The 24694-nt window shown below is 43.1% G+C and carries 17 protein-coding genes and 1 rRNA gene; 9 read left to right on the forward strand and 9 right to left on the reverse strand.

Translation table 11 applies throughout. From position 1 onward, the window contains the following. Positions 1–21: 21 nt before the first annotated feature. Positions 22–1595 (reverse strand): 16S ribosomal RNA (locus DNL43_RS03880). A 497-nt stretch (positions 1596–2092) separates the two neighbouring features. On the opposite strand from DNL43_RS03880, the gene DNL43_RS03885 reads away from it, so the two are divergent. Continuing rightward, positions 2093–3277 (forward strand): thiolase family protein, encoded by a 1185-nt coding sequence (locus DNL43_RS03885; RefSeq protein ID WP_054769774.1) that lies wholly within the window; start codon positions 2093–2095, stop codon positions 3275–3277. 54 nt (positions 3278–3331) lie between these two features. On the opposite strand, the gene DNL43_RS03890 is transcribed toward DNL43_RS03885, so the two are convergent. Continuing rightward, positions 3332–4915: a hypothetical protein gene (locus tag DNL43_RS03890; RefSeq protein WP_056981536.1), complete on the reverse strand. Its 1584-nt coding sequence runs from the start codon at positions 4913–4915 to the stop codon at positions 3332–3334. A 176-nt stretch (positions 4916–5091) separates the two neighbouring features. Here DNL43_RS03890 and DNL43_RS03895 point away from each other — a divergent pair, with 176 nt between their 5' ends. The 3 genes from DNL43_RS03895 to DNL43_RS03905 all read left to right on the forward strand — a co-directional run bounded on the left by DNL43_RS03895 (position 5092) and on the right by DNL43_RS03905 (position 6299). After that, the gene (locus DNL43_RS03895; protein WP_054769775.1) at positions 5092–5298 is read left to right on the forward strand and encodes a CsbD family protein; all 207 of its coding nucleotides are present in this window, start codon (positions 5092–5094) and stop codon (positions 5296–5298) included. Between the two features lie 233 nt (positions 5299–5531). Beyond that, a complete protein-coding gene (locus DNL43_RS03900; RefSeq protein WP_056981539.1) occupies positions 5532–6065 on the forward strand; it encodes a GNAT family N-acetyltransferase in 534 nt (177 codons plus the stop codon). A gap of 42 nt (positions 6066–6107) precedes the next feature. Further along, positions 6108–6299 carry a hypothetical protein gene (locus tag DNL43_RS03905; protein WP_054769776.1) on the forward strand — a complete coding sequence of 64 codons (192 nt, stop codon included), beginning with the start codon at positions 6108–6110 and terminating at the stop codon, positions 6297–6299. A 95-nt stretch (positions 6300–6394) separates the two neighbouring features. On the opposite strand, the gene DNL43_RS03910 is transcribed toward DNL43_RS03905, so the two are convergent. The 3 genes from DNL43_RS03910 to DNL43_RS03920 are packed head-to-tail and all read right to left on the reverse strand — an operon-like array spanning position 6395 to position 14878. Further along, on the reverse strand, positions 6395–7540 hold the full coding sequence (locus tag DNL43_RS03910) for a trans-sulfuration enzyme family protein (protein ID WP_054769777.1): 1146 nt from the start codon (positions 7538–7540) through the stop codon (positions 6395–6397). 32 nt (positions 7541–7572) lie between these two features. Beyond that, positions 7573–11328 (reverse strand): helicase-exonuclease AddAB subunit AddA, encoded by a 3756-nt coding sequence (gene addA, locus DNL43_RS03915; protein WP_056981541.1) that lies wholly within the window; start codon positions 11326–11328, stop codon positions 7573–7575. Next, positions 11318–14878 (reverse strand): PD-(D/E)XK nuclease family protein, encoded by a 3561-nt coding sequence (locus tag DNL43_RS03920; RefSeq protein ID WP_056981542.1) that lies wholly within the window; start codon positions 14876–14878, stop codon positions 11318–11320. Before DNL43_RS03920 ends, addA begins: the two co-directional genes overlap by 11 nt. Before the next feature lie 923 nt (positions 14879–15801). Here DNL43_RS03920 and DNL43_RS03925 point away from each other — a divergent pair. Continuing rightward, a complete protein-coding gene (locus DNL43_RS03925; RefSeq protein WP_056981546.1) occupies positions 15802–16563 on the forward strand; it encodes an acetoin reductase in 762 nt (253 codons plus the stop codon). A gap of 51 nt (positions 16564–16614) precedes the next feature. Here DNL43_RS03925 and DNL43_RS03930 read toward each other — a convergent pair whose 3' ends face one another. Beyond that, entirely contained in the window at positions 16615–16968 is a 354-nt protein-coding gene (locus DNL43_RS03930; RefSeq protein WP_054769305.1) for a hypothetical protein, read from the reverse strand. Between the two features lie 18 nt (positions 16969–16986). Next, complete coding sequence (locus tag DNL43_RS03935) at positions 16987–17544, reverse strand: NAD(P)H-binding protein (protein ID WP_054769306.1); 558 nt, start codon at positions 17542–17544, stop codon at positions 16987–16989. A 99-nt stretch (positions 17545–17643) separates the two neighbouring features. On the opposite strand from DNL43_RS03935, the gene DNL43_RS03940 reads away from it, so the two are divergent. The 4 genes from DNL43_RS03940 to DNL43_RS03955 all read left to right on the forward strand — a co-directional run bounded on the left by DNL43_RS03940 (position 17644) and on the right by DNL43_RS03955 (position 22091). Continuing rightward, positions 17644–18585 carry an aldo/keto reductase gene (locus DNL43_RS03940; RefSeq protein ID WP_056981548.1) on the forward strand — a complete coding sequence of 314 codons (942 nt, stop codon included), beginning with the start codon at positions 17644–17646 and terminating at the stop codon, positions 18583–18585. A gap of 213 nt (positions 18586–18798) precedes the next feature. Further along, positions 18799–20109: an NCS2 family permease gene (locus tag DNL43_RS03945; RefSeq protein ID WP_054769307.1), complete on the forward strand. Its 1311-nt coding sequence runs from the start codon at positions 18799–18801 to the stop codon at positions 20107–20109. Positions 20110–20342: 233 nt separating this feature from the next. Beyond that, the gene (locus DNL43_RS03950) at positions 20343–20861 is read left to right on the forward strand and encodes a QueT transporter family protein (RefSeq protein ID WP_056981549.1); all 519 of its coding nucleotides are present in this window, start codon (positions 20343–20345) and stop codon (positions 20859–20861) included. Positions 20862–20990: 129 nt separating this feature from the next. Then, the gene (locus DNL43_RS03955; RefSeq protein WP_056981551.1) at positions 20991–22091 is read left to right on the forward strand and encodes a glycerol dehydrogenase; all 1101 of its coding nucleotides are present in this window, start codon (positions 20991–20993) and stop codon (positions 22089–22091) included. Positions 22092–22381: 290 nt separating this feature from the next. Here DNL43_RS03955 and DNL43_RS03960 read toward each other — a convergent pair whose 3' ends face one another. Together DNL43_RS03960 and cls are read right to left on the reverse strand one after the other, a co-directional pair. Then, on the reverse strand, positions 22382–23068 hold the full coding sequence (locus DNL43_RS03960) for a GTP pyrophosphokinase (protein WP_054769308.1): 687 nt from the start codon (positions 23066–23068) through the stop codon (positions 22382–22384). A gap of 18 nt (positions 23069–23086) precedes the next feature. Then, on the reverse strand, positions 23087–24547 hold the full coding sequence (gene cls, locus DNL43_RS03965) for a cardiolipin synthase (RefSeq protein WP_056981553.1): 1461 nt from the start codon (positions 24545–24547) through the stop codon (positions 23087–23089). Between the last annotated feature and the right edge of the window lie 147 nt (positions 24548–24694).

A 24694-nucleotide genomic window follows, 5' to 3' on the forward strand; every position in this document is an offset into this window, starting at 1 on the left:
CAGGATTCCGTTTTTCCTTAGAAAGGAGGTGATCCAGCCGCAGGTTCTCCTACGGCTACCTTGTTACGACTTCACCCTAATCATCTGTCCCACCTTAGACGGCTGGTCCCCGAAGGTTACCTCACCGGCTTTGGGTGTTACAAACTCTCATGGTGTGACGGGCGGTGTGTACAAGGCCCGGGAACGTATTCACCGTGGCATGCTGATCCACGATTACTAGCGATTCCAACTTCATGCAGGCGAGTTGCAGCCTGCAATCCGAACTGAGAACGGCTTTAAGAGATTAGCTTGACCTCGCGGTTTCGCGACTCGTTGTACCGTCCATTGTAGCACGTGTGTAGCCCAGGTCATAAGGGGCATGATGATTTGACGTCATCCCCACCTTCCTCCGGTTTGTCACCGGCAGTCTTGCTAGAGTGCCCAACTGAATGCTGGCAACTAACAATAAGGGTTGCGCTCGTTGCGGGACTTAACCCAACATCTCACGACACGAGCTGACGACAACCATGCACCACCTGTCATTCTGTCCCCGAAGGGAACGCCTAATCTCTTAGGTTGGCAGAAGATGTCAAGACCTGGTAAGGTTCTTCGCGTAGCATCGAATTAAACCACATGCTCCACCGCTTGTGCGGGCCCCCGTCAATTCCTTTGAGTTTCAACCTTGCGGTCGTACTCCCCAGGCGGAGTGCTTAATGCGTTAGCTGCAGCACTGAAGGGCGGAAACCCTCCAACACTTAGCACTCATCGTTTACGGCATGGACTACCAGGGTATCTAATCCTGTTCGCTACCCATGCTTTCGAGCCTCAGCGTCAGTTACAGACCAGACAGCCGCCTTCGCCACTGGTGTTCTTCCATATATCTACGCATTTCACCGCTACACATGGAGTTCCACTGTCCTCTTCTGCACTCAAGTCTCCTGGTTTCCGATGCACTTCTCCGGTTAAGCCGAAGGCTTTCACATCAGACCTAAGAAACCGCCTGCGCTCGCTTTACGCCCAATAAATCCGGACAACGCTTGCCACCTACGTATTACCGCGGCTGCTGGCACGTAGTTAGCCGTGGCTTTCTGGTTGGATACCGTCAAGATGTCAACAGTTACTCTGACACCTGTTCTTCTCCAACAACAGAGTTTTACGAGCCGAAACCCTTCATCACTCACGCGGCGTTGCTCCATCAGACTTTCGTCCATTGTGGAAGATTCCCTACTGCTGCCTCCCGTAGGAGTTTGGGCCGTGTCTCAGTCCCAATGTGGCCGATTACCCTCTCAGGTCGGCTACGTATCATTGCCTTGGTAGGCCATTACCTTACCAACAAGCTAATACGCCGCGGGTCCATCCTAAAGTGATAGCCGAAGCCATCTTTTAAACCAAAACCATGTGGTTTTGGTTGTTATACGGTATTAGCACCTGTTTCCAAGTGTTATCCCCTACTTCAAGGGCAGGTTACCCACGTGTTACTCACCAGTTCGCCACTCGTTTCGTGTTAAATCATTTAAATGCAAGCATCTAAAATCAATAATGGAAACGCGTTCGACTTGCATGTATTAGGCACGCCGCCAGCGTTCGTCCTGAGCCAGGATCAAACTCTCATCTTAAAATGTTTTAAAATGATAAGCCTGTTATAGCTCATGATTTAAATTTATTATTTGTTATTACGAATTGACTTCGCAAATGTTTGGCCTCAATCAAAAGATCGAAGCGCCCTGCACATTTGTTTGTCGAAAATTTTGTTCAGTTTTCAAAGGTCTACATTGAAACACAAACATTTTTGATGAAACGATGAAAATCGTTCGCATATTCAAATCCTTACGTTCCTTGCCTCTAACAGCAATAACAATTATATAACAGCCAATCTTGCAAGTCAACAAAAACTTTTTAATTGGCAATTGGTATATGTGTTCATGTCATTGAAGCAACGAATAATATATTATCAGGAATTTGAACCGAGGTCAACAACTAATTTGAAATTCATTCAATTAATCGACAAATTGAAAGGTTAAAGATTGTTAATAGTGAGGTCAAAACCTCCCCAAAGCCCCTCGGATACCTGTATACTTGCAATTGAAATCATCACGAAAGGAACTGTAAGCTTTTGAAAAAAATCGTAATCATTGATGCCAAACGATCACCCATTGGCAGACTAAATGGTGCATTATCTTCATTAACGGCTGAACAACTTGGTTCAACAGTTGTAAAGAAATTACTGGCTTCAACTGTCATTGCACCCAGTCAGGTTGACCAGGTAATATTCGGAAATGCCATTCAAGCCGGAAATGGTCAAAACATTGCTCGACAAATTGAACTTAATAGTAGAATTTCTCAAAATAAAACAGCATATACCGTCAACCAGGTCTGTGGCTCCGGGCTTCAAGCCATCCATCAAGCATGTTCTTCACTTCTACTTGGCGAAGCTCAAACAATCGTTGCCGGTGGAACCGAAAGTATGTCCAACGTCCCTTACTTGAACATGTCGCAGCGAAAATCAACCAAGTTCGGCCCAGTTACCCTATACGATGGACTCCAACGAGACGGTCTCAATGACTCACAGACAAATGAACCCATGGGCATGACAGCCGAAAACGTTGCTGACCAGTACCACGTGTCACGGAATGAGCAGGATCAATTCGCCTTGCAGTCACATCAACGAGCCGCATTTGCAACTGCCCATCATTACTTTGACAAAGAAATGGTACCAATCGAAATGTCTCAGCGGAAAGCCAACAGTACAATCACCGTCAACCAGGATGAATCAATACGAACCGATACCAGTATTGAAAAGCTGGCTAAACTGCCTCCCGTGTTTAAATCAGGTGGAACAGTCACCGCGGGAAACAGTGCCCCGTTAAATGACGGTGCCTCCGCACTCTTAATGATGACTGAAGATCGGGCAAACGAACTGGGGCTGACACCAATGGCTGAAGTCCTCGGTTACACCGAATGTGGGATTGATCCAACTGTCATGGGATATGCACCCTATCTGGCAATTAATAAATTGGTTGCTCAGTTAAAAATGAACGTATCCAATATTGATTTATACGAAATTAACGAAGCATTTGCATCTCAATCAGTGGCCGTCGTTCGTGATTTGGGGATTTCAATGGATCGCGTCAATATTAACGGCGGGGCAATTGCATTGGGTCACCCGCTTGGTGATTCCGGTGCCCGGATTGTTACGACACTACTGCATAATCTGAAACGAACAAATCAGGAACTGGGGATTGCCGCTTTATGTATGGGTGGCGGTATGGGTTCCGCTCTTGCAGTGAAATTAATTTAAAGATACAAATAGACCGTCACCAAGTTGCAATTGGTGACGGCCTTTTAATTTACATTAGATTTTTGCGTGTTCATCGTCAGGTAAGCTGTCCTTAAATGACGATTGATACAACCAATAATATAAATGCTTGGTGGCTTTTGTCATATCCGCATATGCCGGATTAACGGCTTTGACTTCAGGTGCTACCCGCATTAAATGGCTGAACGCACTGAAAGTGCCTGCTTGTGATAATCCTTCGTAGTCTTTTTGACCGCGTTCAACTAATCCCATGAGCTGATCGATTTGATAACGCGCCAACGCATCCACATACTCAAGAAGATTGTCGACAAGATCAAAGTTCGGCTTGGAAACATTTCGGCTGGTTGTGTACTGACCATCAGCAATTTGCTGAAGCAGCTGATTTCGGATAGTTGTGTATTGAACCATTAGCGGCAGCAGAAAACTGTTTTGTAAGATGTGATGAGTCGTTTCAAAGATTCCATAGCTGACTTTAACCGTTTCACCACGATCATTGACTGCCGGCTGATCCTTTTCCAATACCCGGCTGTATCGTAATCGGTAATTCTGGTGTTTGGCATTTCGGGCACTTCCGGCATTACTTAAATCAAGAACGCCTAATTTGTCAGCCAAATCAGCACAGGATTTTGGTAAATCAAAATAACGGCCAACTTTTAAAATTGCTGTTCGCGTCTGTGATATAACGGTTTCCTGATCAATCGAATCAGTCGCCGGAGCACCGACCAAATCAGGGTTGGCTGGATTGAAGTCCTGATAAACGAGGGCATAGAGGCCTAGAGATGCCAGTGCATTCAGCATTCCCGACAAAGTATTATTAACGAAGGCATTGATGTCACCACTCAGAGAAACTTTCCCAATTGAATCAGTCATCATCTTGGGTAAGTCGTGCTCATCCGTGAAATCATCTTCATTATAGGAATAATTTTCAAGAAGTGACTTCTGTGAATCGCCAACTGGATGATTATTTAAATACCCATCGTTGATTTCTTTCGAAACTCCGGCAGCAATTGCTTCATCAGAATCCGATGCTTTCTTGGTTTCATTGTTAATCGGTTTAAAGGGAGAGGCCCCGTTCATATACGAATTGACTTGGTTAAACCATTTGTTGACGAGATCGTTTTGCTGGTTAAGATCCAGTTTCTGCAAGGCAGAATTAATCCGAAAGACAACCCCACCAGTCCCCGCAATTGCTCGGACAAATTGAATAACGGCCGTCTTATAGCCGACGACAAATTTGTCAGGCGTCTTGCTTTGACTGAGATATTCGGAAAAGTTCATCCCCGCAGCCCGGTCAACAACTGAGCTGTCACTGTCTCCAGTAGCCCAAAGTGACATGTAGTTAAATTGATCAATTGTCACATCTTTCAAGTCTTTAGCTGCAACCAAATAGCCCATTTGAATTTCTTTGGACATTTTAAATTCTGCTAACGAAGCACTTGGCAGCAGTGGCTTTGGTAAAAATGAACGTAATCCTCTGGTGATGCGTTCAGAATAAATTGAGCTCTTGGCGAATGTATTTTCTCCGAGGACTTTAGAAGTCATTAATCCCAACATGCTCAGTATTTTTTGCTGTTTTGAACGGGTATCGGAATCATTTGCCGATGGATTGGCTTTATTCATTTCGAAACCACCCCCTAGTATTAAGACTATAATATCATAAACGAGCGCTAATCAATGCTTCCAAAGGCACAATTAATCACTCTTTAATATTTTTTTGAATTTCCAAGCTTTATTTTTGTGCTTTAATCAAAAAGCAGTTATTCTTATGATACAAATAAGGAAAGGATGTGTGTATCATGGGAAAACTAAAAAACGAGACTGATAAATTAGTCGGCAAGGTAAAGGAAACTGTTGGTGACGTAACCGGCAACGATAAGTTGAAATTAAAGGGGAAAGCCCAGAAAACATCCGGTAATGCAAAAGATAAAGTTGAAGATGTAAAAGAAAAAGCATCGGAAAAAGTCAACGATGTTTTAGATGATGACAAAGGTGATAAGAAGTAATTCTTCCAATTGAATCACTTTTTATCTTCGCAATTGCTTTTAGAAACTCATTTTAAATAAGAAACCCGGTAGTCGCAAACGCTGCGATACCGGGTTTTTATGTCTAAAAATGAGAAAGCAGATTTTTTTGTTCCGTTTGTATTGCAAGCCAAATAATAATGCACTATAATTCAGTCTCGTGTTATTTTCATCTAATCAATTGAATTAGAAATTTAAGCAGGGACGTGATTTAATTGGCAGCAACATATCTACGACAAGCAACTAATCAAGATCTTTCAGAAATTAAAAAAATTATTGATGAGGCGAAAGCCTATCTTAAAAAGCAGGGCATCGATCAATGGCAAGACGGTTATCCAGCTTATGAAGACTTGGAAACCGATGTCAACAACGGAATTACCTACGTTTTGATTGTTGATGGCAAGATTGCCGGAACTGCCGCCCTTCACCAGGGCCTGGATGTTAACTATTTGAACATTCATGACGGTGAATGGGTTAACGGTGTTCATGGTCGTTACACCGCCATTCACCGAATCGCCATGTCATCGGAATTTCGGGGCCAGCATCTGTCAGACAAAATGATCAGCGGCCTGATTACCATTTCCGGAGTTCTTGGCTACAAAGACATTCGAATTGATACCCACCCTGACAATCTGGGCATGCAGCACGTTATTACCACCAACGGTTTTACCAAGCGCGGTGTCATTTATATGGCCGAAAACGATGGCGAGGCATCCCCTCGTTACGCCTATCAACTGGTTATTGGGTAACCGGACAAATTGGGGTACAATATGACTAATGAGGTGATATGAATGGCACAAGATGATGCTGCCGTGAAGACTGCACTGATCATAATGTACGTCATCGGTATTATTTGTCTGGGCATTACATTTTTCGTTCTCGATAAAGTCAACGGCAAATGGTTTACAAAGTTCTCCATCGGGCTTGTCAGTATTGTCCTGGTGATGGGAATTATTCTGATTAATTTAATTAACGTCAATTAAGCAAAAGACCGGCGCATAAGTATTTTCACTTATGCCCGGTCTTTTTTTATTATTTTTTCGATTAATTGCAGCACAAACGGTTGATCGGCACGTTCTTAAATTTGTTGAAATGCCTGATCCAAATCGGCAATCAAATCATCGGCGTCTTCCAAACCAACGGACAATCGAATCAACTCGTCTTTAATGCCCATTTTCAATCGCTCTGGCTTGGGGATTTCAAAGTGTGACATAAATGCCGGCACTTCAACCAAACTTTCAGCAGCTCCCAAGCTAACGGCTAGGATGATCAATTTTAAGCTGTTAACGAACTTGGCAGCATCCAGTCCATCCTTAATTTCAAAGGACAGCACACCACCGGCACCTTTGGCTTCATCGCTGATAATTTTGTAATCATTGCTCGATTTATCAACAGTTGGGTAATAGATTCTCGATACCTTGGGATTACTTTCCAAATAGGCAATAATCTTTTGGGCATTTTGAATATGACGGTCCATCCGCAGGTTCAGGGTTTGAATTCCCCGACGCAGTAGATTGGCTTCTTGAGGTGCCAAAACCGCACCAATCGTATTTTGGACAGCGTAAATCCGGTCGCTTAATTCCGGTGTCTTGGTAACAATCATCCCGGCAGTAAAGTCAGAATGGCCGCCGAGGTACTTGGTTGCTGAATGAAGGACAACGTCGGCACCCAAATCCAATGGTTTCTGCAGATAAGGTGTCAAGAACGTGTTATCAACAACGACCAAAGCATCGTGTTCATGAGCGACTTTGGCAATTTGTTTGACGCTTGATACCTTCAGCAGTGGATTGGTCACTGGTTCAAAGTACACGCCCTTGGTATTCGGCTTAAATGCCGCTTTAACGGCATCAATATCCTGTGTATCGACTTCAGTAAATTCCAGTCCACGAGGCTTCAAGAAATCGTTAACCAAACGGAAAGTCCCACCGTAGATGTTATCGCCGATAATAATATGATCACCAGGCTTAAAGAGGGCCAAGGCAGCGTGGATAGCAGCCATCCCACTTGAAAAGGCAAAGCCGCGGTCGCCATTTTCCAATTCGGCACAAACATCTTCAACGGCATCCCGAGTTGGGTTGCCTGAACGCTCATAATCCCATTTAACGTCAGAGCCCAGCTTCGGGTATCTAAACGTTGATGAATTGTAAATCGGCACGTTGACCGCGCCAGTTGAATTGTCGTTGGGCTTGCCGCCACGAACCAATAATGTATTAAATTTGACCATCAAAAGATCTCCTATCTAATCATAATGTGGAACTACTTCACTGGAACCAGTTGATCTGATGATAACAGATACAAGTACTTCTTTGAAATAGGTTTCCCAAGAATTTTTTCCAAAGCCTGCCCATAAAGTCGCAGTTGTCCTTCATATCGTTCAAGAATCGTTTCAACCGTCGTCTTTGGGGTTAAGCGATCAGTCTTGTAATCAAACAAGATGACCCCGTCGTTTGTTTCAACGTATCCATCAATAATCCCATGAACCAGGATGCGTTGATCATCATTTTTGTCAAAGTCCTTAAAGGCTTGATTTGCCTTCATCAATAAGGAGAACGGCACTTCCCGATACGTGGTATCAGGATTGGCCAAGACAGCTTGACCAAGCGGGCTTTGATAAAAGCGGAGAATGCCGTCAACGTTGATTTGGGCGGCCACGTTTTCCTGTAGAATCCCAGTCTTAACCAGGTTGCTGATGAGGTCAACAACCGTCTTCTTGGTCGGCTGTTGATGCAAATCAACCTGCTGTAAGACTAAATGAGTTGCCGTCCCAATCTCGGTTGGAGCCGGCTTTTTTGTGCCGTTTTCGGAAACAAATGTCGGCGTTGCCAAGCTTGGCTGGGTGTATCGGCCAGGCTTGATCATTTGACTGCTGTCGACTTGAGAATAATTGCCCAGTTGAACATTGTCGGGATCGTCAAATAATCGTTTGATTTCAGAAACCGACTGATAAGCGGTTGTCTGGGTGGCAGCCTGATGAGGATATTTGAAGTTCATTATGTCAACGATCTGTTGAGCATTCCCATTTGCCTCAGTGCCGGTCTGATTCTGCCGTTTAACCCATTCTTGGGGCTCGACGGCAGCGTTTCCGACTTGTTCTTTGCCTTCAACAACTTTGGTGTTGTCATAGAAAGTCAATGTGAAACTGCTTGGATCATCTTGGAGTTTATTGAATATCTGACTGTCACCATAGGTGTTTGTCACAACCGGATGTCTTGAAATTGCCGGGCCGATCCAGTCCAAATATGTTTTGGCCGAATTCCGTTCCGCTGTCGGCAGCAGGAGGTCAGTCTCCTCAGTCTTTGCCTGCCAAGCACCAACAACTGATTCAACGTCAAGTGTCGACCCTTTATCGCCACTTGCAGGATTCACCTTCCCCACCAAAAACAGTCGTTGTTCGGCACGGGTCAGGGCAACGTATAATTTCCGCATTTCCTCTGACAACCCAGCATTCTTGGTCACGTCAATGACGGCTTGCTTTTGCAATGGCTCTTGAATTTCTCTGGTTTCAGTATTCAAATAAGAAATGCCGATTCCCAGGTGGTCGTTTAATATCGCCCGGCCACGGGTATCTTGTTGGTTAAACTGCTTACCAATATCGTTTAAGAAAACAATCGGGAATTGAAGCCCCTTGCTTCCATGAATGGTCATCACGTGAACCATGTTGTCGGAAGTATTGGGAACCGCAGTCGCCAGATCATCATCTCTGTCCTGCATCCGTTCAATAAATAAAACGAATCTGAACAGCCCTTTGAAACCATTCTTCTCGTAGTCGGCTGCCCGTTCATACAAAGCGTGAAGATTGGTCTGACGTTGGTATCCACCGGGCATCCCGCCGACATAATCCAAATAACCGGTTTGTTGATAAATTTCCCAAATCAATGCCACCAAACCATCCTGCTGGGCAACATTTTTAAAGTGGGCCAATTGTTTGAAGAAGATATCAATAATCGGATAAACCGTTTGGCCATATTCGTTCGGCTCTGAATGCGGGTATTCACGATAAAATTTCAATACCGATTCATAGTAATTTCCAGTCTTTTGATTAATCCGCAAATAAGCCAACTGGTTTTCATCCAGGCCAACAATTGGCGACCTTAAAACCGCAACCAGCGGAATATCCTGGTAAGGATTATCAATAATGGAAAGCAGCGACAGCATCACTTGAATTTCAGTGGTCTTCAAATAACTTTTGGCACCGGTAATTTCTGCCGGAATACCGTAATCTTTGAAGACTTGGGACATCGTCAGCTGACTGTTTCTGGTTGGTGAAATCACAGCGAAGTCGCCATAGTCAACCGGCCGATAGGAATCACCATCGGCAATTTGTTTGTGGTTATCCATGATGCTGCGAATCTTTTGGGCAATCATTTCAACCTGACCCTGATCGGCATCCATCTGCTGTTCCGACGGGAGTTCGCCGTTATCAGTCAACGGCTTCTTCGCGCTATAAAGCATGACGGAAACGTCAGCCTTAAGATCATCCGGATAATATTTAGCGCCGAACTGGAGCTTGGCATCGGAATAGTCAATTTCTCCAACCTGGCGATCCATAATCTGTTCAAAAATCAGGTTAATAAAATGATCAATGTTTTCTGCGGACCGAAAGTTATCGGCCAGCGTGATTAATTCATTATTGTTATCAGCTAAAGCATAAGTATTCTGTTTATTGATGAACATCAAGGGATCGGCTAATCTGAATCGATAAATCGATTGTTTGGCATCCCCCACCATAAAGCGGTTGCCACCGTCTTTTTTGGCCAATTTATTCAAAATGGCATCCTGCAGCCGGTTATTATCCTGATATTCATCGGTCATAATTTCATAGTATTGATTTCGCAACTTTTCCTGGACTTGTTGCGCCTGTTCACTGTCACTATCCAAGATTCGATAAGCCGCCTGCTCGATATCAATGAATTCCATCAAATGTCGTTGGCGCTTTGTGGCTGTGTAGGCAGTTCGGAAATCACGGACAACCGCAATCAACTTGGCAACCCGCTTTTTAGCGGCAGCCATCAGATTAATATTGGCTTCTTCGTCAAGGCTGAAGTATTGACTGTACAGCTTTCCAAAGTCGGTTTTATTCTGATTATTGAGATCTTTAATTTGGGTGTGATAGGCCTTTTGATCGCCCTGAGGCTTTGACAGGGTCGGTAATTTAACAAATTCAAATCCCTGCAGTGCCTCACGAATCCCGTCAAATGTTGTAAGTTTTGAAATTGAGCTTTGAAGACTGGTGATAATGTTTAACTGATCTGTAAACGCCTTTTCGTCTTCGACCAAGTCGCCGCCTCGAGCCAGCTGAATGATATACCGATGATTCAGCTTAATTCGGGTAAAAACTTCATTCACTTTAGGCGCAATGTTGGTCTGGTAAAAGTCACTTTCATACAAACTTTTGCCATCGAGATCGTAAAAGTTGGTCACATCGTCCAGCCATCCCTCAGGATCGTCGGTAACGTTGGTGAACTCATCAAGCCGATAAATCAAGTCGGCCAAGCCGTCATCACTGCGGTCATTGGAAAAGTTTTCAGTCAGGCGGGCAAATGAACCGTCATCATCATTACCATAGAGGTCTTCACGAACAGCGTCCCAAACTTGATCCTTTAAGAGTGCCTTTTCAGTATCATCAGCTAAAATCCGAAAGTTGGGATCAATCCCTAATAAATAGTAGTAACGACCAACCAATTTTTGACAATAAGCATCCATCGTTGTGATATCGGCCACGGCAACTTTTTGAATCTGGGTCAGCAGCCTGCTCTTTTCATTCTCCGGGGCGTTGCTGAATTCTTCTCGAAGCGCAATTTGCAAACGTTGACGCATTTCTTTAGCGGCGGCGTTGGTGAAGGTTACAACCAACAGTTGGTCGATATCGACGTGCTGATTTTTAACCATATCGATAATTCGATCAACCAGGACACGGGTTTTCCCGGATCCCGCAGAAGCGGAAACCAGGATGTTGCCTTCGGGTCGGTCCTTGATTGCTTTTTGCTGATCAGGTGTGTAATTAAATGCCATCGGATTGGTCCTCCCCTAACTTTTTCAAAATATCTTTAACTGAATCGTTATCCACCGGCCGGTACTGATTCTCCGGTAAGATTGGATCAAAATTCATGATTGATTTGTACGGGGTAAATTGCATCCCTGTCACCTGGCCCTGCTTAAACGGCCACAGCTTATCGTCCCCGTCGAAAATCTTTGAAGCAGCGCTGACAATCAGCTTTTCAGTGTGCTCAAGAAATGCATCCAATTTCAATGGATCAATCAGCGACTTGGCACCCGTGAAACCTTTGGCAGTCTTTCGGAATGGATAAATCTGCGAAAAGCCGCTCTTTAACCCATCTTCCAAATCACCAAGCAAATCATCATCCTGTACCAGAATCCCGTTATACTCATGCTTCTTCAACAATGCTTGATCAAACGATTTGCCATTGAGCTCGTCGGGCTTGAACACCGCATTATAGATATGCAGATAAAGTGCGCCGGCAAGCGCCACATCCTTATCATCGGAATTAAGCTGTTGGAGATTGTTTTTCAACACGTCCAAATATGTCAGTAACTGCATTGAAGTTCCATCGTAGGCCGCATTGAAATCAAATTTCCGGTCAGATGACTTGTAATCGACAATTCCAAAATACCGTTTGTCTTTGGTGGTCATTGAATCAATTCGGTCAATTCGACCCCGAACTTTAACTGAACGATCATTGGGCAACTCGAACTGCAATCCTTTAAGGGCCTGTTTTTGATTGGGCTGGCCAAATATCAGCTCAGTATTTTTCGGCCGCATTGGCGTTAACGTCTGCTGATCGCGTAGTGTCCGAACCATCTGTTGAATCGTCGCCTGCAGCTGCATGGAAATGTAGTGCATCCGATTGGAACTGGTCAACACAACATAATCAAAGTTTTGAGGATCTTCAATCAGCTTCTGAACGTTTTCATTAACCAGTTCTTCAACATCCTTATCTGACAATGCTGCCAAATCAATAGACTGCGCGTGAATTTCCTTAACAATGTGATCCATCGCATCGTGGTAGAAAGTTCCGGTTGAAGCCGTTGAAAGTTCAAACTTCGGTCGTTCCTGAAGCTTCAAGCCATATTTCAAGAAGTATTCGTAGGGATTCTTATAGAAGGTTTCAAGTTGAGAAATTGAGATATTCAACTCGGAGCCATACAAACCAGTAATGATCTGGTCATCCAATTTCTTTGGCACATTTTTATAGTGGATACTCTTTAAAAGATTGGCGGTTTTCCTGCCAACCTCTGAATCATTGGTTAAATAGCGCAGGATACCTGCCCAATCCGGGCTTAAATTGAGGTTGTCTTTATAAGTATTTTGGGCAACCTGAATCAGGTGATGCAGAGTCCCCAGCTTGGTGCCGACGTATGGCAGCACCTGGTGTTCCACATCGGGAATGGCCGGATTGTTAACAATTTGTAGATTAAAGTACCGTTGAATCCGTGAAACATATGGTGAAAGTTTCACGGCTGTTTCATCATTTAATTTATTTGTGTAGGTAAAAATTAATTTTTCGGATGCCGTCATGAAGGCCAAATAGTTCAAATAAGGTTCAAAAGCCATTTGAACATCCGCCGGGTCATTTAAGTATTGATCATCGCCAAGATTACTCTGCAGCTGATTGATATCATCGTCACCAAACAAGTTATGGTTAACCAGCCGATCGGGCATATTATCATCGTTTGACCCAATCATGAACGTCACCTTGTGATCGGCCATTTGAACCATTCCACTTTCAGAAATGCTGACCTGATCCAAAGTTGAAGGAATTTGAGAATAATCGGCACCTTGGAATCCGGCATAGATCAAGGACCAGAAATCCTCTGGAACAAAGGGCTTGTCCCCTAAAATTTGAACACATTCATCCAATAGAGAACAAAATGTCCGCCAAACCTGTTCAACTTGGGTGGAACGATTCATGTCACCGGCATCAGTGGCATCGTCACGCCAACTTTTGAGCCGGTCAATGACGCCTGCATCCGCCAAAAATTGGTAGAGAATACCGGATGCTTCACGGTTGGTCTTGGCTTTATAGAACTTCTTATAAAATTTTGGCAGTAAATCCCTCACCAGATGACGGATAATGTTAATTTGTCGGGAAATGTCACGATCCTGATCGGTAATCTTAGTTGCTGTCTGTCCTTCATCGTTATCCGGAAGCCAGACATATTGCCAATCTTCTTTTTGAGTCCAACGGCTGTCGGCATATGCATTCTTCAATACCAGGTTATCCGTTAAAGCCAGTGCTTGACGATAAGCGTCAATTGACATTGGCTTGCCGTCAATCATTGGCAGGACAAGTTCGGACTTTAAGAAACGCATCACATCATCGTAGCGATAATTGCGTGCTCGATTGGGATCATAAATATCGAACAATGAACTTAACAGTTCGACCAATGGATGATCGGCCATGGACTTTTGAATATCTTTGAAGTACGGAATCTGTTGAGTCGTTAATACCGGATCTAAAATATTTTGATAGGCATCCAGGTGCCGTGTCAAAATCAAAAAATCGGAGTAGCGGTATTTCCCGCTTGCGACCATTTGATGAATCATCGTCGCAACTTGGTCTAACTCAGAATAGAGATTGTCAGCTTGATAAATCTGAACTGACTTGGGTGAAATTTGGTTATCACCTTTAGACGTCCCCAGACTGCTGGACGTCATCCAGTACTGCTCCAATTTTTGCATATCGGGGCTGATTCTCGGTTGGTCAGCCATAACTGCCTTTAAGTAGGGAACCTGATTGTCCGCTGCAAACCGGTACAACTGGTTAAAGAGCTTGGAAGATTGGAAGAACAGGTTGGGCTGTTGAGGTAGTTCGGTTGGATACGGCCGATCCAACGTCAAAGAAACCGTCACTGAGGCGGCCTGATTGATGAGTGTTTGAACTAAACCACATTCTTGAGCGGTAAATTTTGAAAATTCGGCAATGTAGAAGTGGTAGCCGGACAAGTCAATGTCCGCCAATTTTTCACTCAGTAGGTTGAGAACCGTGTGATTATCAAAGTAATTATCTGAAATTTGCTTGACGTATTGCGAGTAAATAATGGCAAAATCATGGAGCTTATCGCGCAAATCGTTGGTAATGGTGCTGTCTGAATTCTCCAGCATCTCAAGTAAATCTTCCGGAAGAACATTTCCGGCCTGCATTTCGGTAATTTGCGAAGCAATCTGGCCGATAAATCCAGGGTTGTGGATTTCGTGATCAAATAAGATTAATTTATCTTCATTATCAACAATAATTTGATACAGTAACATGTTGATCCCGGCGGTACTGATCCGCTGCTTTTGATATTCCGGCGTGTTTCTCAAAAAGAACCATGCCAATCGGGTGAACGACAATACCTGCACGTCACTTTGGGCAGTCGTTATGTCGTTTGGATCACTCAGTTGTTTTAAAATACTGACTTCTGATTCAAATTTAATATGATTTGGAACTAAATAAAAAAATTGGTCGTTAGGATGATTTAACTTTTGTTTTTGGAGGATCTCGACCATTTTTTCTTGATGATCAAGTCCATTTTTACCCAAGACAAATTGTAGTGTCACGGCTCTCACCTCTTTAAAATTACTTTAATTTTAACATAGTCTTTTCCTAATGTTTGGCAACCAGGAGAAGTCTTTGTGAAGGGTCAAAGAACGTCAAAGTCCTGATTTAACAAGGGTATTTACAGCTAACACAACAATTTGTGAAATTCAAGAACATTATTATTGAACATTAACAAAAAGAGTCTATCATAAGTGTTGGATGTAACCTACATCCATCTATTTGACCTAAATGAAAGCTTTATGCTTGCATTGATCTTGTTATGGAGCCTATTAGTGCATTCCACGATTAAGTATCGGAAGCAAGAATTTACGATCTACCCCCAATATGTCTTTCAAGTTCAGATACTAATAGGCCCTACTCCTAATAACGCCCAGCGAAAACTGGGTGTACATAAAAAACAGAGTTTGACAAAGCCCGGTTAACCCCGGTGTATAAGAAAGGAATAACCATGGCGAACTTGTTCGTCGTGGTTATTCCTTTTTTATACATTAGGGGTTCCAAGTAGGCTAGACGTGTTTCACACGGTCGTCGGGGCTGCAGGAACACGTTTCAGCTAGGTAGAAGAAAAGCTGAAAAGGTCACAATTAGACCCCGGAGCGTGTTTGAGAGGCAGCCGATACCAGATAATAAAATGAGTGAGCCTGCTCTGGCCCCGGAGTATGCTAAACAGACTTTCAGCCGTCAAAACACCGTTCAACTAAATAAAACAAACCGGAATCCCCCAACTAAACCAGACTTATTTAAGCCCATTCAGAATCTCGAATTTAAAATTCACAATGATTGTGTTTTTAAACAAATCATGATTAAATGTAAGCACATAGAATCCCTGGTAATAAAGCACTGTTATCGCTTACACATAATTGTTGTTCAAAGCTTACCGTTTGTGAATTTTTCGAACTATATTCCATAGGGGGATACAATTATGACAAGAATTGCAATTGTAACTGGATCCGGTCAAGGTATTGGCGAAGGAATTGCCCGTCAGTTGGTTAACGATGGACTGACAGTCGCTGTTGCCGATATGAATGAAGAAAATGCCCGAAGTGTTGCTGAAGACATTGGTAATAATTCCAAAGGTTATTATGTAGATGTTTCCGACAAGAAGAGTGTCTTTGATTTGGTTGATCATGTCATCGATGATTTTGGCAAGCTTGATGTGTTGGTTAACAACGCTGGAATTGCTAAAATCGGAACAATTCTTGATACTAAAGAAGAAGACTTTGACCAGATTATGGGCGTCAACATCAAAGGAGTCTTATTTGGTATTCAAGCCGCTGCCACTCAATTCAAGAAACAGGGAACCGGTGGAAAAATCATCAGTGCTTCCTCAATTGCCGGCCATCAAGGATTTGAATTACTCGGCCCCTACTCGGCAACAAAATTTGCGGTCCGTGGATTGACCCAAGTGGCTGCCCAAGAGTTGGCAAAAGACAAAATCACTGTAAACAGTTACGCACCAGGTATTGTCCTCACTAAGATGTGGGATCAAATTGACGCTGAAATGGCCAAAATCTATGATGTTCCAATAGGTGAAACATTGCAGAAGAACATTGACAGTATCGCCTTAGGCCGTGGTGAAACCCCAGCCGATGTTGCCAACCTGGTTTCATTCTTGGCAGATCCAAAGTCCGATTACATTACCGGTCAAACCATCATTGTCGATGGCGGAATTCAGTTTGTTTAATCAATCTAAAAGGAGCAGGCAAATGCCTGCTCCTTTTGAATTGGAATGATATTAAACTCGCACTTTATTTTCTTCCATCACTTTATTCGTATAGAATTCCAAATCATTAACCGCCTGGTCGTCTTGATCTCCCTGGGTGGTAATCGTGTGCAGATTCTGCTGGGCAACCGCCCAATAAACCAAATTGGTGGTAATTGGCAGAATATCTCGAATGATATGAAAATCGAAATTATCGCCGTTATTTTCCTTCATATTAAGGTAATTGCGCCAGTCAGTCACCATATCTATATTGCTGTGTTCTTTCTTTGAGAATGCAGATATAATCACAAAATGGGAATTCCGATTTGCTTCTGCCAATTGATCTTTTAATTGCTTAATTTGTTCCGGATCAAGCTTGATAGCCATTATATCGCCCTCCCATCGTTATTTATCAGTGATCCCGATCGAATGATTGATTAACTTTTGTTCAATCAACATCTCATACGCCAGCTTTGCAACTGCTTGTGGTGAAACAGTTCGGACAGGCATCTTACTTCCTTCATTATATAATTCATAATGGGTTGTGTGCATATCTTTTAACTGACTCATCCTAACTATAGAATAAGGAATTTCAGATTCATCAACAATCTTTATTGCATATCTTTGCTGTTTTATAAATTCTTCTTGGTCTTTTACATCCGGATACTCAACTGAGCCATCCAATTCATCATCCACTCCGGCATATGAAAGCATTACGATATCGCTGATCGGCGGCTGGATTTCGTCAACCGCTTCAAACAATGCTTCCAAATATAAGTCGGCGTCATTGGGGCCAACCGCAATAAACAGCAGGTTGGTGTCTGGCAGCACCTCTTCATACTTCTCTGCGGATTCCAAATCACCAGAATATTCTTGAATTTTGATATCATTATTTGGTTTACATAAATCGGTAAAAGGTGGAACAACTGGACTATTTTGATTAATGATCAATAGTTTTTTCAAATTGGGTGCTTCCTCATCTAAATGGTTTAAATTTTTGAATAAAGTACCATAATTAATGTGTACCATAATAACAATGGAAAATCAAAGGAGGACGTAAAAATGTCCGAAAATGTCAAAATTGGTCAGTCAGATGTTATCAGCACACCACTTGGATTTGGAACCAACGCTGTCGGCGGCCATAACCTGTTCCCAAATTTAGATGAGCAGGTAGGAATGGATTCCGTTCGAGCTGCGTTAGACAGTGGCATCACAATGTTGGATACGGCTTTTGCCTATGGATTTGGCCGTTCTGAAGAACTCATTGGCAAAGTGCTCAAAGACTATGACCGCTCAAAAGTTGTGATTGCCACTAAGGGTGCTCAAATTGTCAATGGCGATAAAGTTTCCATTAGTAATCAACCTGCCGACTTGGAGAAATTTGTAAAGAGTAGTCTCGAACGTCTTGGGACAGATTACCTGGATATCTTTTACATTCATTTTCCTGACAAGCAAACACCTAAGGATGAAGCAATCAATAAGCTGGTGGATCTCAAAAAGCAGGGGTTGATTAAAGCGATCGGGGTTTCCAACTTCTCACTAGATCAACTCAAGGAAGCCAACAAGAATCATGACGTCGACATTGTGGAAGACCAGTACAGCCTTGTTCATCGTGATGCCGAAAAAGAATTATTCCCTTATTTGGAAAAAGAGAACATCTCCTTTGTCCCCTTCTTCCCACTTGCTTCGGGCCTGCTGACAGGTAAATATGATGGCAGCCCGGTAAACTTCCCCGACGATGATTTGCGAAGTGACGATCCCAACTTTTCCGGCAGCCGATTCCATGCCATTACCGAATCGGTCAAGAACTTGCAGCCCATCGCAGATAACCATGACGCCACAATTGCCCAAATTGTTCTTGCATGGTACATCAAGAATCCAGATATCAGTGTTGTCATCCCCGGTGCCAAAACCGCTGAACAGGTTCGCAGCAACGCCAAGGCGATGAATGTGGCGCTGTCTGACGAAGAGTACAACACAATTGATAATGCATTTAGAATATAAAAATGACTCATTAATAAATGAACCTCAGTGGTCAAATCACTGGGGTTTTTGCTTACAAAAATATTGTAACCACTTTCATAACAATTTTAGCCTAACTATAAACAATTTCTGACTTTTACTTAATTTAATTCGTTTATTGAACCTATTTACGGATAATGCTAGAATTAATATGTAATTTTTAAATTATATCCGAACTATAGAAGGAGCTATTATATGTTAAATTCAATTGCTAAGTATTTCGAGTTCGATGAGCGCCATACGAATTTTCGTACGGAAATCATCGCCGGAATTACGACGTTTGTATCAATGGTTTACATTCTGTTCGTTAACCCCAACGTGCTTGGGGTAAGTGGAATGGATAAGGGTGCCGTCTTCACTGCGACTGCCTTTGCTTCTGCATTTGGCTGTTTCATGATGGGCTTTATTGCCAACTACCCAATTGCTATTTCAGCCAGCTTGGGAATCAACGCCTTCTTTGCCTATTCAGTTGTTATCGGCATGAAGGTCTCCTGGCAGACTGCCTTGGCCGGTGTCTTCGTTGCGTCAGTCATCTTTATGATTTTGACCGCATTGAAGCTTCGTGAAAAGATCATCGATTCAATTCCAGCCGATTTGAAAGCTGCCATCGGTGGTGGTATCGGGCTGTTCATTGCCTTTATCGGATTAAGTGATGGTGGATTGGTTCAAGCTAACAAAGATACCCTTGTCAGCTTGGGTTCCCTTCACGTTGGAACAACTTGGCTGACCATCTTCGGCCTGTTAATCACCGTTATCTTAATGAGTATGCGAGTACCAGGTGCAATCTTCATCGGAATGGTTTTAAACGCCATCCTGGGAATGTCCACTGGCCTGATTCCGTTACCACACCAATGGGTTTCATCAATTCCAAGCTTGAAACCAACCTTTGGTGTTGCATTGTCACACATTGGTGATATCAATTCTGTTCAATTAATCGTTGTTGTCCTAACGTTCCTGTTGGTAACATTCTTTGATACTGCCGGTACATTGGTTGGATTGGCTGAACAAGCCGGATTCATCAAGAATAACAAAATTCCTCGAATCGGTCATGCATTGATCGCCGATTCTTCAACCATGCTGGTTGGTTCAGTTCTGGGAACTTCTCCAATGGGTGCCTTCGTTGAATCATCAGCCGGGATTGCTGTTGGTGGCCGAACTGGATTCACTGCCATCATCGTCGGAATCCTCTTCATCTTGGGAACCTTCTTCTCACCACTCTTGACGGTTATTACTAGTCAAGTTACTGCCCCAGCCTTGATTATCGTGGGTATTTTAATGGCTCAAGCACTTAAAAATGTTCACTGGGAACAATTTGAAATTGCTGCCCCTGCATTCATTACCCTTGTCGGTATGCCATTAACTTACAGTATTGCTGATGGTATTGCCCTTGGCTTCATTACCTACCCAATCACAATGATTGCAGCTCGTCGTGGCAAAGAAGTCAGTGCCATGATGTATGCCTTGGCGGTTGTGTTCGTGATCTTCTTGTGGATTTTAAATAATTAGAGTGTGACAAGCAACGGGTGAGGCGGTGTGTAAGGCTGAAATGATTAAAATCCTGCTTTTGGATTTAAATCATTTTGGTCTTACACGTTAGCCTCAGTTGCGTCGAAACACGTTTCGGCAAAAAGAAAATAAAAACAAGGTAAGCCACCACCCCATTTTGACCTCAGCTCCCAAAAGCGGTAACCTATAAAGGTTGTTTAACAACTGAATATTTAACGAGGAAGGAATTTGTTATGAATTCTAAGACTAATTTATTTGGCATCAGCAACGTTCGTGACCTCACGAAAGCTGCTGTTGTCGCTGCACTCTACATCGTTATCACGATGGTCTTTGCACCCTTGGCTTTTGGCCCAGTTCAGTTCCGCTTTTCAGAAGGCTTGAATAACCTTGCTGTCTTTAATAAGCGCTACGTTGTGGCGATCACGCTTGGATGTTTTATTTCGAACATGATGTCATCTCTTGGACCTCTGGACATGGTTGTGGGAACTGGTGAAACGTTGATTGCCCTTTTGACCATCAACATTGTCACCCGGTTCATCAAGTCACTGCCATTAAAGCTGGTTGCATCCGTTCTGATCGGAACCTTTTACATGTTCATCGTGGCCGGTGAAATTGCCTATCTCGGAAGTAACGCCTTTTGGCCAACCTTCTGGGGTGCCTACTTGACCACTGGTATCGGTGAGTTTGTAACCATGACAATTGGTGCTGTACTGGTTTACATTATCAATGTGAAATATGATTTAAGTAAATAAACAATCTAAACTGCAATCAGAAATTTCTGGTTGCGGTTTTTTCGTCTATTCAAATAATTTACCTTCTATAAAAAATCAACTAAAATGTACCTGTGAACACAATCACAATTATGTTTGGAGGGGTTCAATATGAAAGAATTATTTGCAAGTCCCAATACCTATATCCAAGGTCCCGGCGAGCTGTTTAACAGCGCCGAATATATTGAAAAATATGGTACGAAAGTGCTCTTGCTTTCCGATCCAACAGTTTTAAAGATTGTTGGGAATGACTTTATTGACTATCTTAAAAATAATGACTTTGACGTCACCCTGGCACAGTTTAAGGGTGAAGCCTCCAACTCCGAGATTAACCGGGTAACCGCAATTGGTGAATCCAATGAAGATCAGATCATCATCGGATTGGGTGGTGGTAAGACTGCCGATTCAGCCAAAGCGATTGCCGACAACTTGGACATCGCTGTCATGATTGCCCCAACCATTGCCTCAACCGACGCGCCTTGCTCCCGTCTCTCAGTTATCTACACGGAAGACGGTGCCTTTGACCACTATCGTTTCTATAAGAAGAATCCTGAAATTGTCCTATTGGATACAAAGGTAATTGCTGGCGGTCCGGTTCACCTTCTAATCTCAGGGATTGCAGATGCCTTGGCAACCAATGTTGAAGCGACTGATGTCCGGGCAGCCAATGCCGACAACATGTTAAACGCCAAGCAAACCATCGTTGCCGGCTCAATTGGTCAAGCTTGCGAGGACAATCTGTTTGAATACGCAGACTTGGCAATTGCCGCCAATAAGGCCCACGTTGCGACGCCAGCACTGGAACGCATCGTTGAAGCCAACACTCTTTTAAGTGGCTTAGGCTTCGAAAGCGGCGGTTTAGCAGCCGCTCACGCCATTCACAACGGGTTTACCGCGTTGACCGGTGATATTCATCATCTCACTCACGGTGAAAAAGTTGCCTACGGGACTTTGGTTGAATTGATTTTAGACAACAGCGACCACGCCCGATTTGAAAAGTTCTTAAAATTCGATCTCAAATTAGGACTGCCAACGACGTTAGCTGATCTTCATTTAGGAGCAGCCTCAGACGAAGACTTGATGAAAGTTGCTACTCAGGCCTGCGATAAGAACGACACGATGGACTGTATGCCAATTGACATCACACCTGAAGATGTTTTCGCAGCGATCAAAGCAGTTGATGAATACAGTAAAGATTTTCAAAATAAATAATTTGACACAAAAAAGGATCCCATCGCCCTCTGAGTGATGAGATCCCTTTCTGATACATATACAATTGAAAGGCATGCGAACCAATCATTGACCAATTCATGGTCGGTATTTTTTCTCGTTAATATCTTCTGCAGGGTGGACCGGCAGACTACTCGGATCTAAGCACGCTGACTTAGCACCTACATTATTTTCGGATGTCCCTCGTCTGTCTTGCAGGTGATTAGTTCATTCACCTTTCACTATTATTATATGATGTATTAGCTGAATGTACAACCAAATCGACCCACAAATCAGCCTTGGAGATCTTCAAAAATTGCCTGCATTTTAGTTTCAATATTGTAGAGCTCACCAGCGTATTCTTTTAAATTACCAGCGTGCTCATCAACCTTTTCTTTTGGAACGTTTGTCTTATATCTCAACTTGTGCTCCAAGCTGGCCCACATATCCATTCCGATTGTGCGTAGCTGGACTTCAACTGGAACGTCAAAGACACCGTTGGACTGAAAGACCGGTACTGATACAACCAAGTGCAGGCTGCGATAACCACTTGGCTTGGGGTTTTTAATATAGTCTTTTCGCTTTAACAAGGTGACATCGGACTGCTGAGTCAAAGCACTCTCAACCCGATAAACATCATCAATATAATTGGTGATCACCCGAATGCCACCGATGTCTTGGATATTCTTTCGGATGGTATCCAAGTCCATGGACAATCCTTTTTTGACAACTTTCCCTGCAAGGCTGCGGACACTCTTCATCCGCTCTTCCATGTGGTGAATGGGATTATGGTCATAATTCATCGAATACTCATCATCCAGATTTTCAAGCTTTGTTCCAATCTCATTAACACCGGAATGACGCAGCTGGTACAGCTGGGCAAGTTCTTTTAAATTTTCAACTTGGCCTTCAAAGGGTGATCCCTTGAGATCATTCGTTATTTGTTTAATATCGACAAAATTGTTTCGTTCCAATATCATTTTTTGTTCCTCTAATCATTATAAAATTGGCGACAACAGCCGACTGAACGTTTGCTTAAACTTCAGCCAAAGTGACTGTTTCTCAAACATTTCCGGTGTCTGCAGCTCACTAACATCAATGTCATTCAAATAAATGTCACGTAAATCCGTTGAGAACTTCCGATCATAAATAAATGAATTAATTTCAAAATTGAGTTTAAAGCTCCGATAATCCAAGTTGGCAGAACCAACCGAAGCGATTTTGTCATCAATGACCATGGTTTTGGCATGTAAGAAGCCGTTGTTGTAATAATAGATTTTGACGCCTTCTTCAGCTAACTGACGGGCATAGTATTGCGTTGCCCGGTAGACAAACGGGTGATCCGGCATACTTGGCACCATAATTCGGACGTCAACGCCTGACATTGCGGCAATCCGCAAGGCATCCATGACACTATCGTCTGGAATCAGGTATGGGGATTGAATCCAGCAGTATCTTTTGGCCATCGTAATCAGCTTGATATAGCCCATCTTGATCTGCTGTAAATCGGAATCCGGACCACTGGAAACAATCTGCATGTTCACATTTCCCTTAGTCGTTGTAACTGGGAAGTACTTGGCTTCAACCTGGTCCTCATCGATTTGATCCCGCGGACTTGTTGCATTCCAATCAAGGATAAATCGTGCTTGAAGACCGAAGACGCCGGACCCGATAATTCGAATATGAGTATCACGCCAATTGCCAAACTTTTTCTTGCGGCCAAGGTACTGGTCGCCAATGTTAAACCCACCAGTGTAGCCGATGGTTCCGTCAATCACAATAATCTTTCTATGGTCACGAAAGTTAATACGGAAATCCAAAAGAACTGAGCGGGTATTCAAGAATGGAAAGGCTTTGCCGCCGGCATCAACCAACGGCTGGAAAAACTTCCGGGTTGTTCCCATTGATCCCCATGAATCATAGATGACCCGGACCTCAACCCCTTCACGGGCCTTTTGGACAAGCAGATTTAAAATCTCATTTCCAATCTTATCGTTGTAAAAAGTGTAGAATTCAATATGGATGCTTTTCTTGGCAGCTTCAATGTCACCAATCACTTTATGAAAGAGAGCGTTGCCCCCGGTAAAGATATGAACTTTGTTCTGCCGTGACAAAAATGCATGGTCGGTTGTCATGAACATATCAACGGCTGTTCTGGCATCACTAACGACTTCATCAGCTGGTGTTTTGTTATCATGCCCCAACTGACCACGTTGCTCTTTAAGACGTTCATCAAGCTGCATTTGAACGTGTTTATGTAATTTAAATAATCTGTTCTTTGGCAGTTTTCGGCCAAGAAAGGCGTAGGCAATAAAACCGACCAGCGGTAAAAATACCAGCACCAAAAGCCAAGCCCAAATTGCTGCGATATCGCGTTTCTCCCTGAACACGGTAAAAATCGCCAGGATGGCGTTAATTACAACTATGATATTAAAAATCATTGACCAATCAATGTTCATTTTTTCCTCCCGATAACCTGTTTTAGGCTAAAATAAGAATGCATACTGTAAGTATACTAGAAAGAAGCGGAAATATTATGGATTTATCGAATTTTTTTGTAGTGGGAATTCATGGTTTTCACTCCATATTCTTTTTTCATTTAATTT

The sequence above is a fragment of the Lentilactobacillus kefiri genome (assembly GCF_009739535.1).
Lineage (GTDB): Bacteria > Bacillota > Bacilli > Lactobacillales > Lactobacillaceae > Lentilactobacillus > Lentilactobacillus kefiri.

What these genes read in the sequence shown, in the direction of transcription:
- DNL43_RS03890 (WP_056981536.1), bottom strand. Translation starts at nt 4,915, where the DNA reads ATGAATAAAGCCAATCCATCGGCAAATGATTCCGATACCCGTTCAAAA.
- DNL43_RS03895 (WP_054769775.1), top strand. Translation starts at nt 5,092, where the DNA reads ATGGGAAAACTAAAAAACGAGACTGATAAATTAGTCGGCAAGGTAAAG.
- DNL43_RS03905 (WP_054769776.1), top strand. Translation starts at nt 6,108, where the DNA reads ATGGCACAAGATGATGCTGCCGTGAAGACTGCACTGATCATAATGTAC.
- DNL43_RS03910 (WP_054769777.1), bottom strand. Translation starts at nt 7,540, where the DNA reads ATGGTCAAATTTAATACATTATTGGTTCGTGGCGGCAAGCCCAACGAC.
- addA (WP_056981541.1), bottom strand. Translation starts at nt 11,328, where the DNA reads ATGGCATTTAATTACACACCTGATCAGCAAAAAGCAATCAAGGACCGA.
- DNL43_RS03925 (WP_056981546.1), top strand. Translation starts at nt 15,802, where the DNA reads ATGACAAGAATTGCAATTGTAACTGGATCCGGTCAAGGTATTGGCGAA.
- DNL43_RS03930 (WP_054769305.1), bottom strand. Translation starts at nt 16,968, where the DNA reads ATGGCTATCAAGCTTGATCCGGAACAAATTAAGCAATTAAAAGATCAA.
- DNL43_RS03940 (WP_056981548.1), top strand. Translation starts at nt 17,644, where the DNA reads ATGTCCGAAAATGTCAAAATTGGTCAGTCAGATGTTATCAGCACACCA.
- DNL43_RS03945 (WP_054769307.1), top strand. Translation starts at nt 18,799, where the DNA reads ATGTTAAATTCAATTGCTAAGTATTTCGAGTTCGATGAGCGCCATACG.
- DNL43_RS03950 (WP_056981549.1), top strand. Translation starts at nt 20,343, where the DNA reads ATGAATTCTAAGACTAATTTATTTGGCATCAGCAACGTTCGTGACCTC.
- DNL43_RS03955 (WP_056981551.1), top strand. Translation starts at nt 20,991, where the DNA reads ATGAAAGAATTATTTGCAAGTCCCAATACCTATATCCAAGGTCCCGGC.
- DNL43_RS03960 (WP_054769308.1), bottom strand. Translation starts at nt 23,068, where the DNA reads ATGATATTGGAACGAAACAATTTTGTCGATATTAAACAAATAACGAAT.
- cls (WP_056981553.1), bottom strand. Translation starts at nt 24,547, where the DNA reads ATGAACATTGATTGGTCAATGATTTTTAATATCATAGTTGTAATTAAC.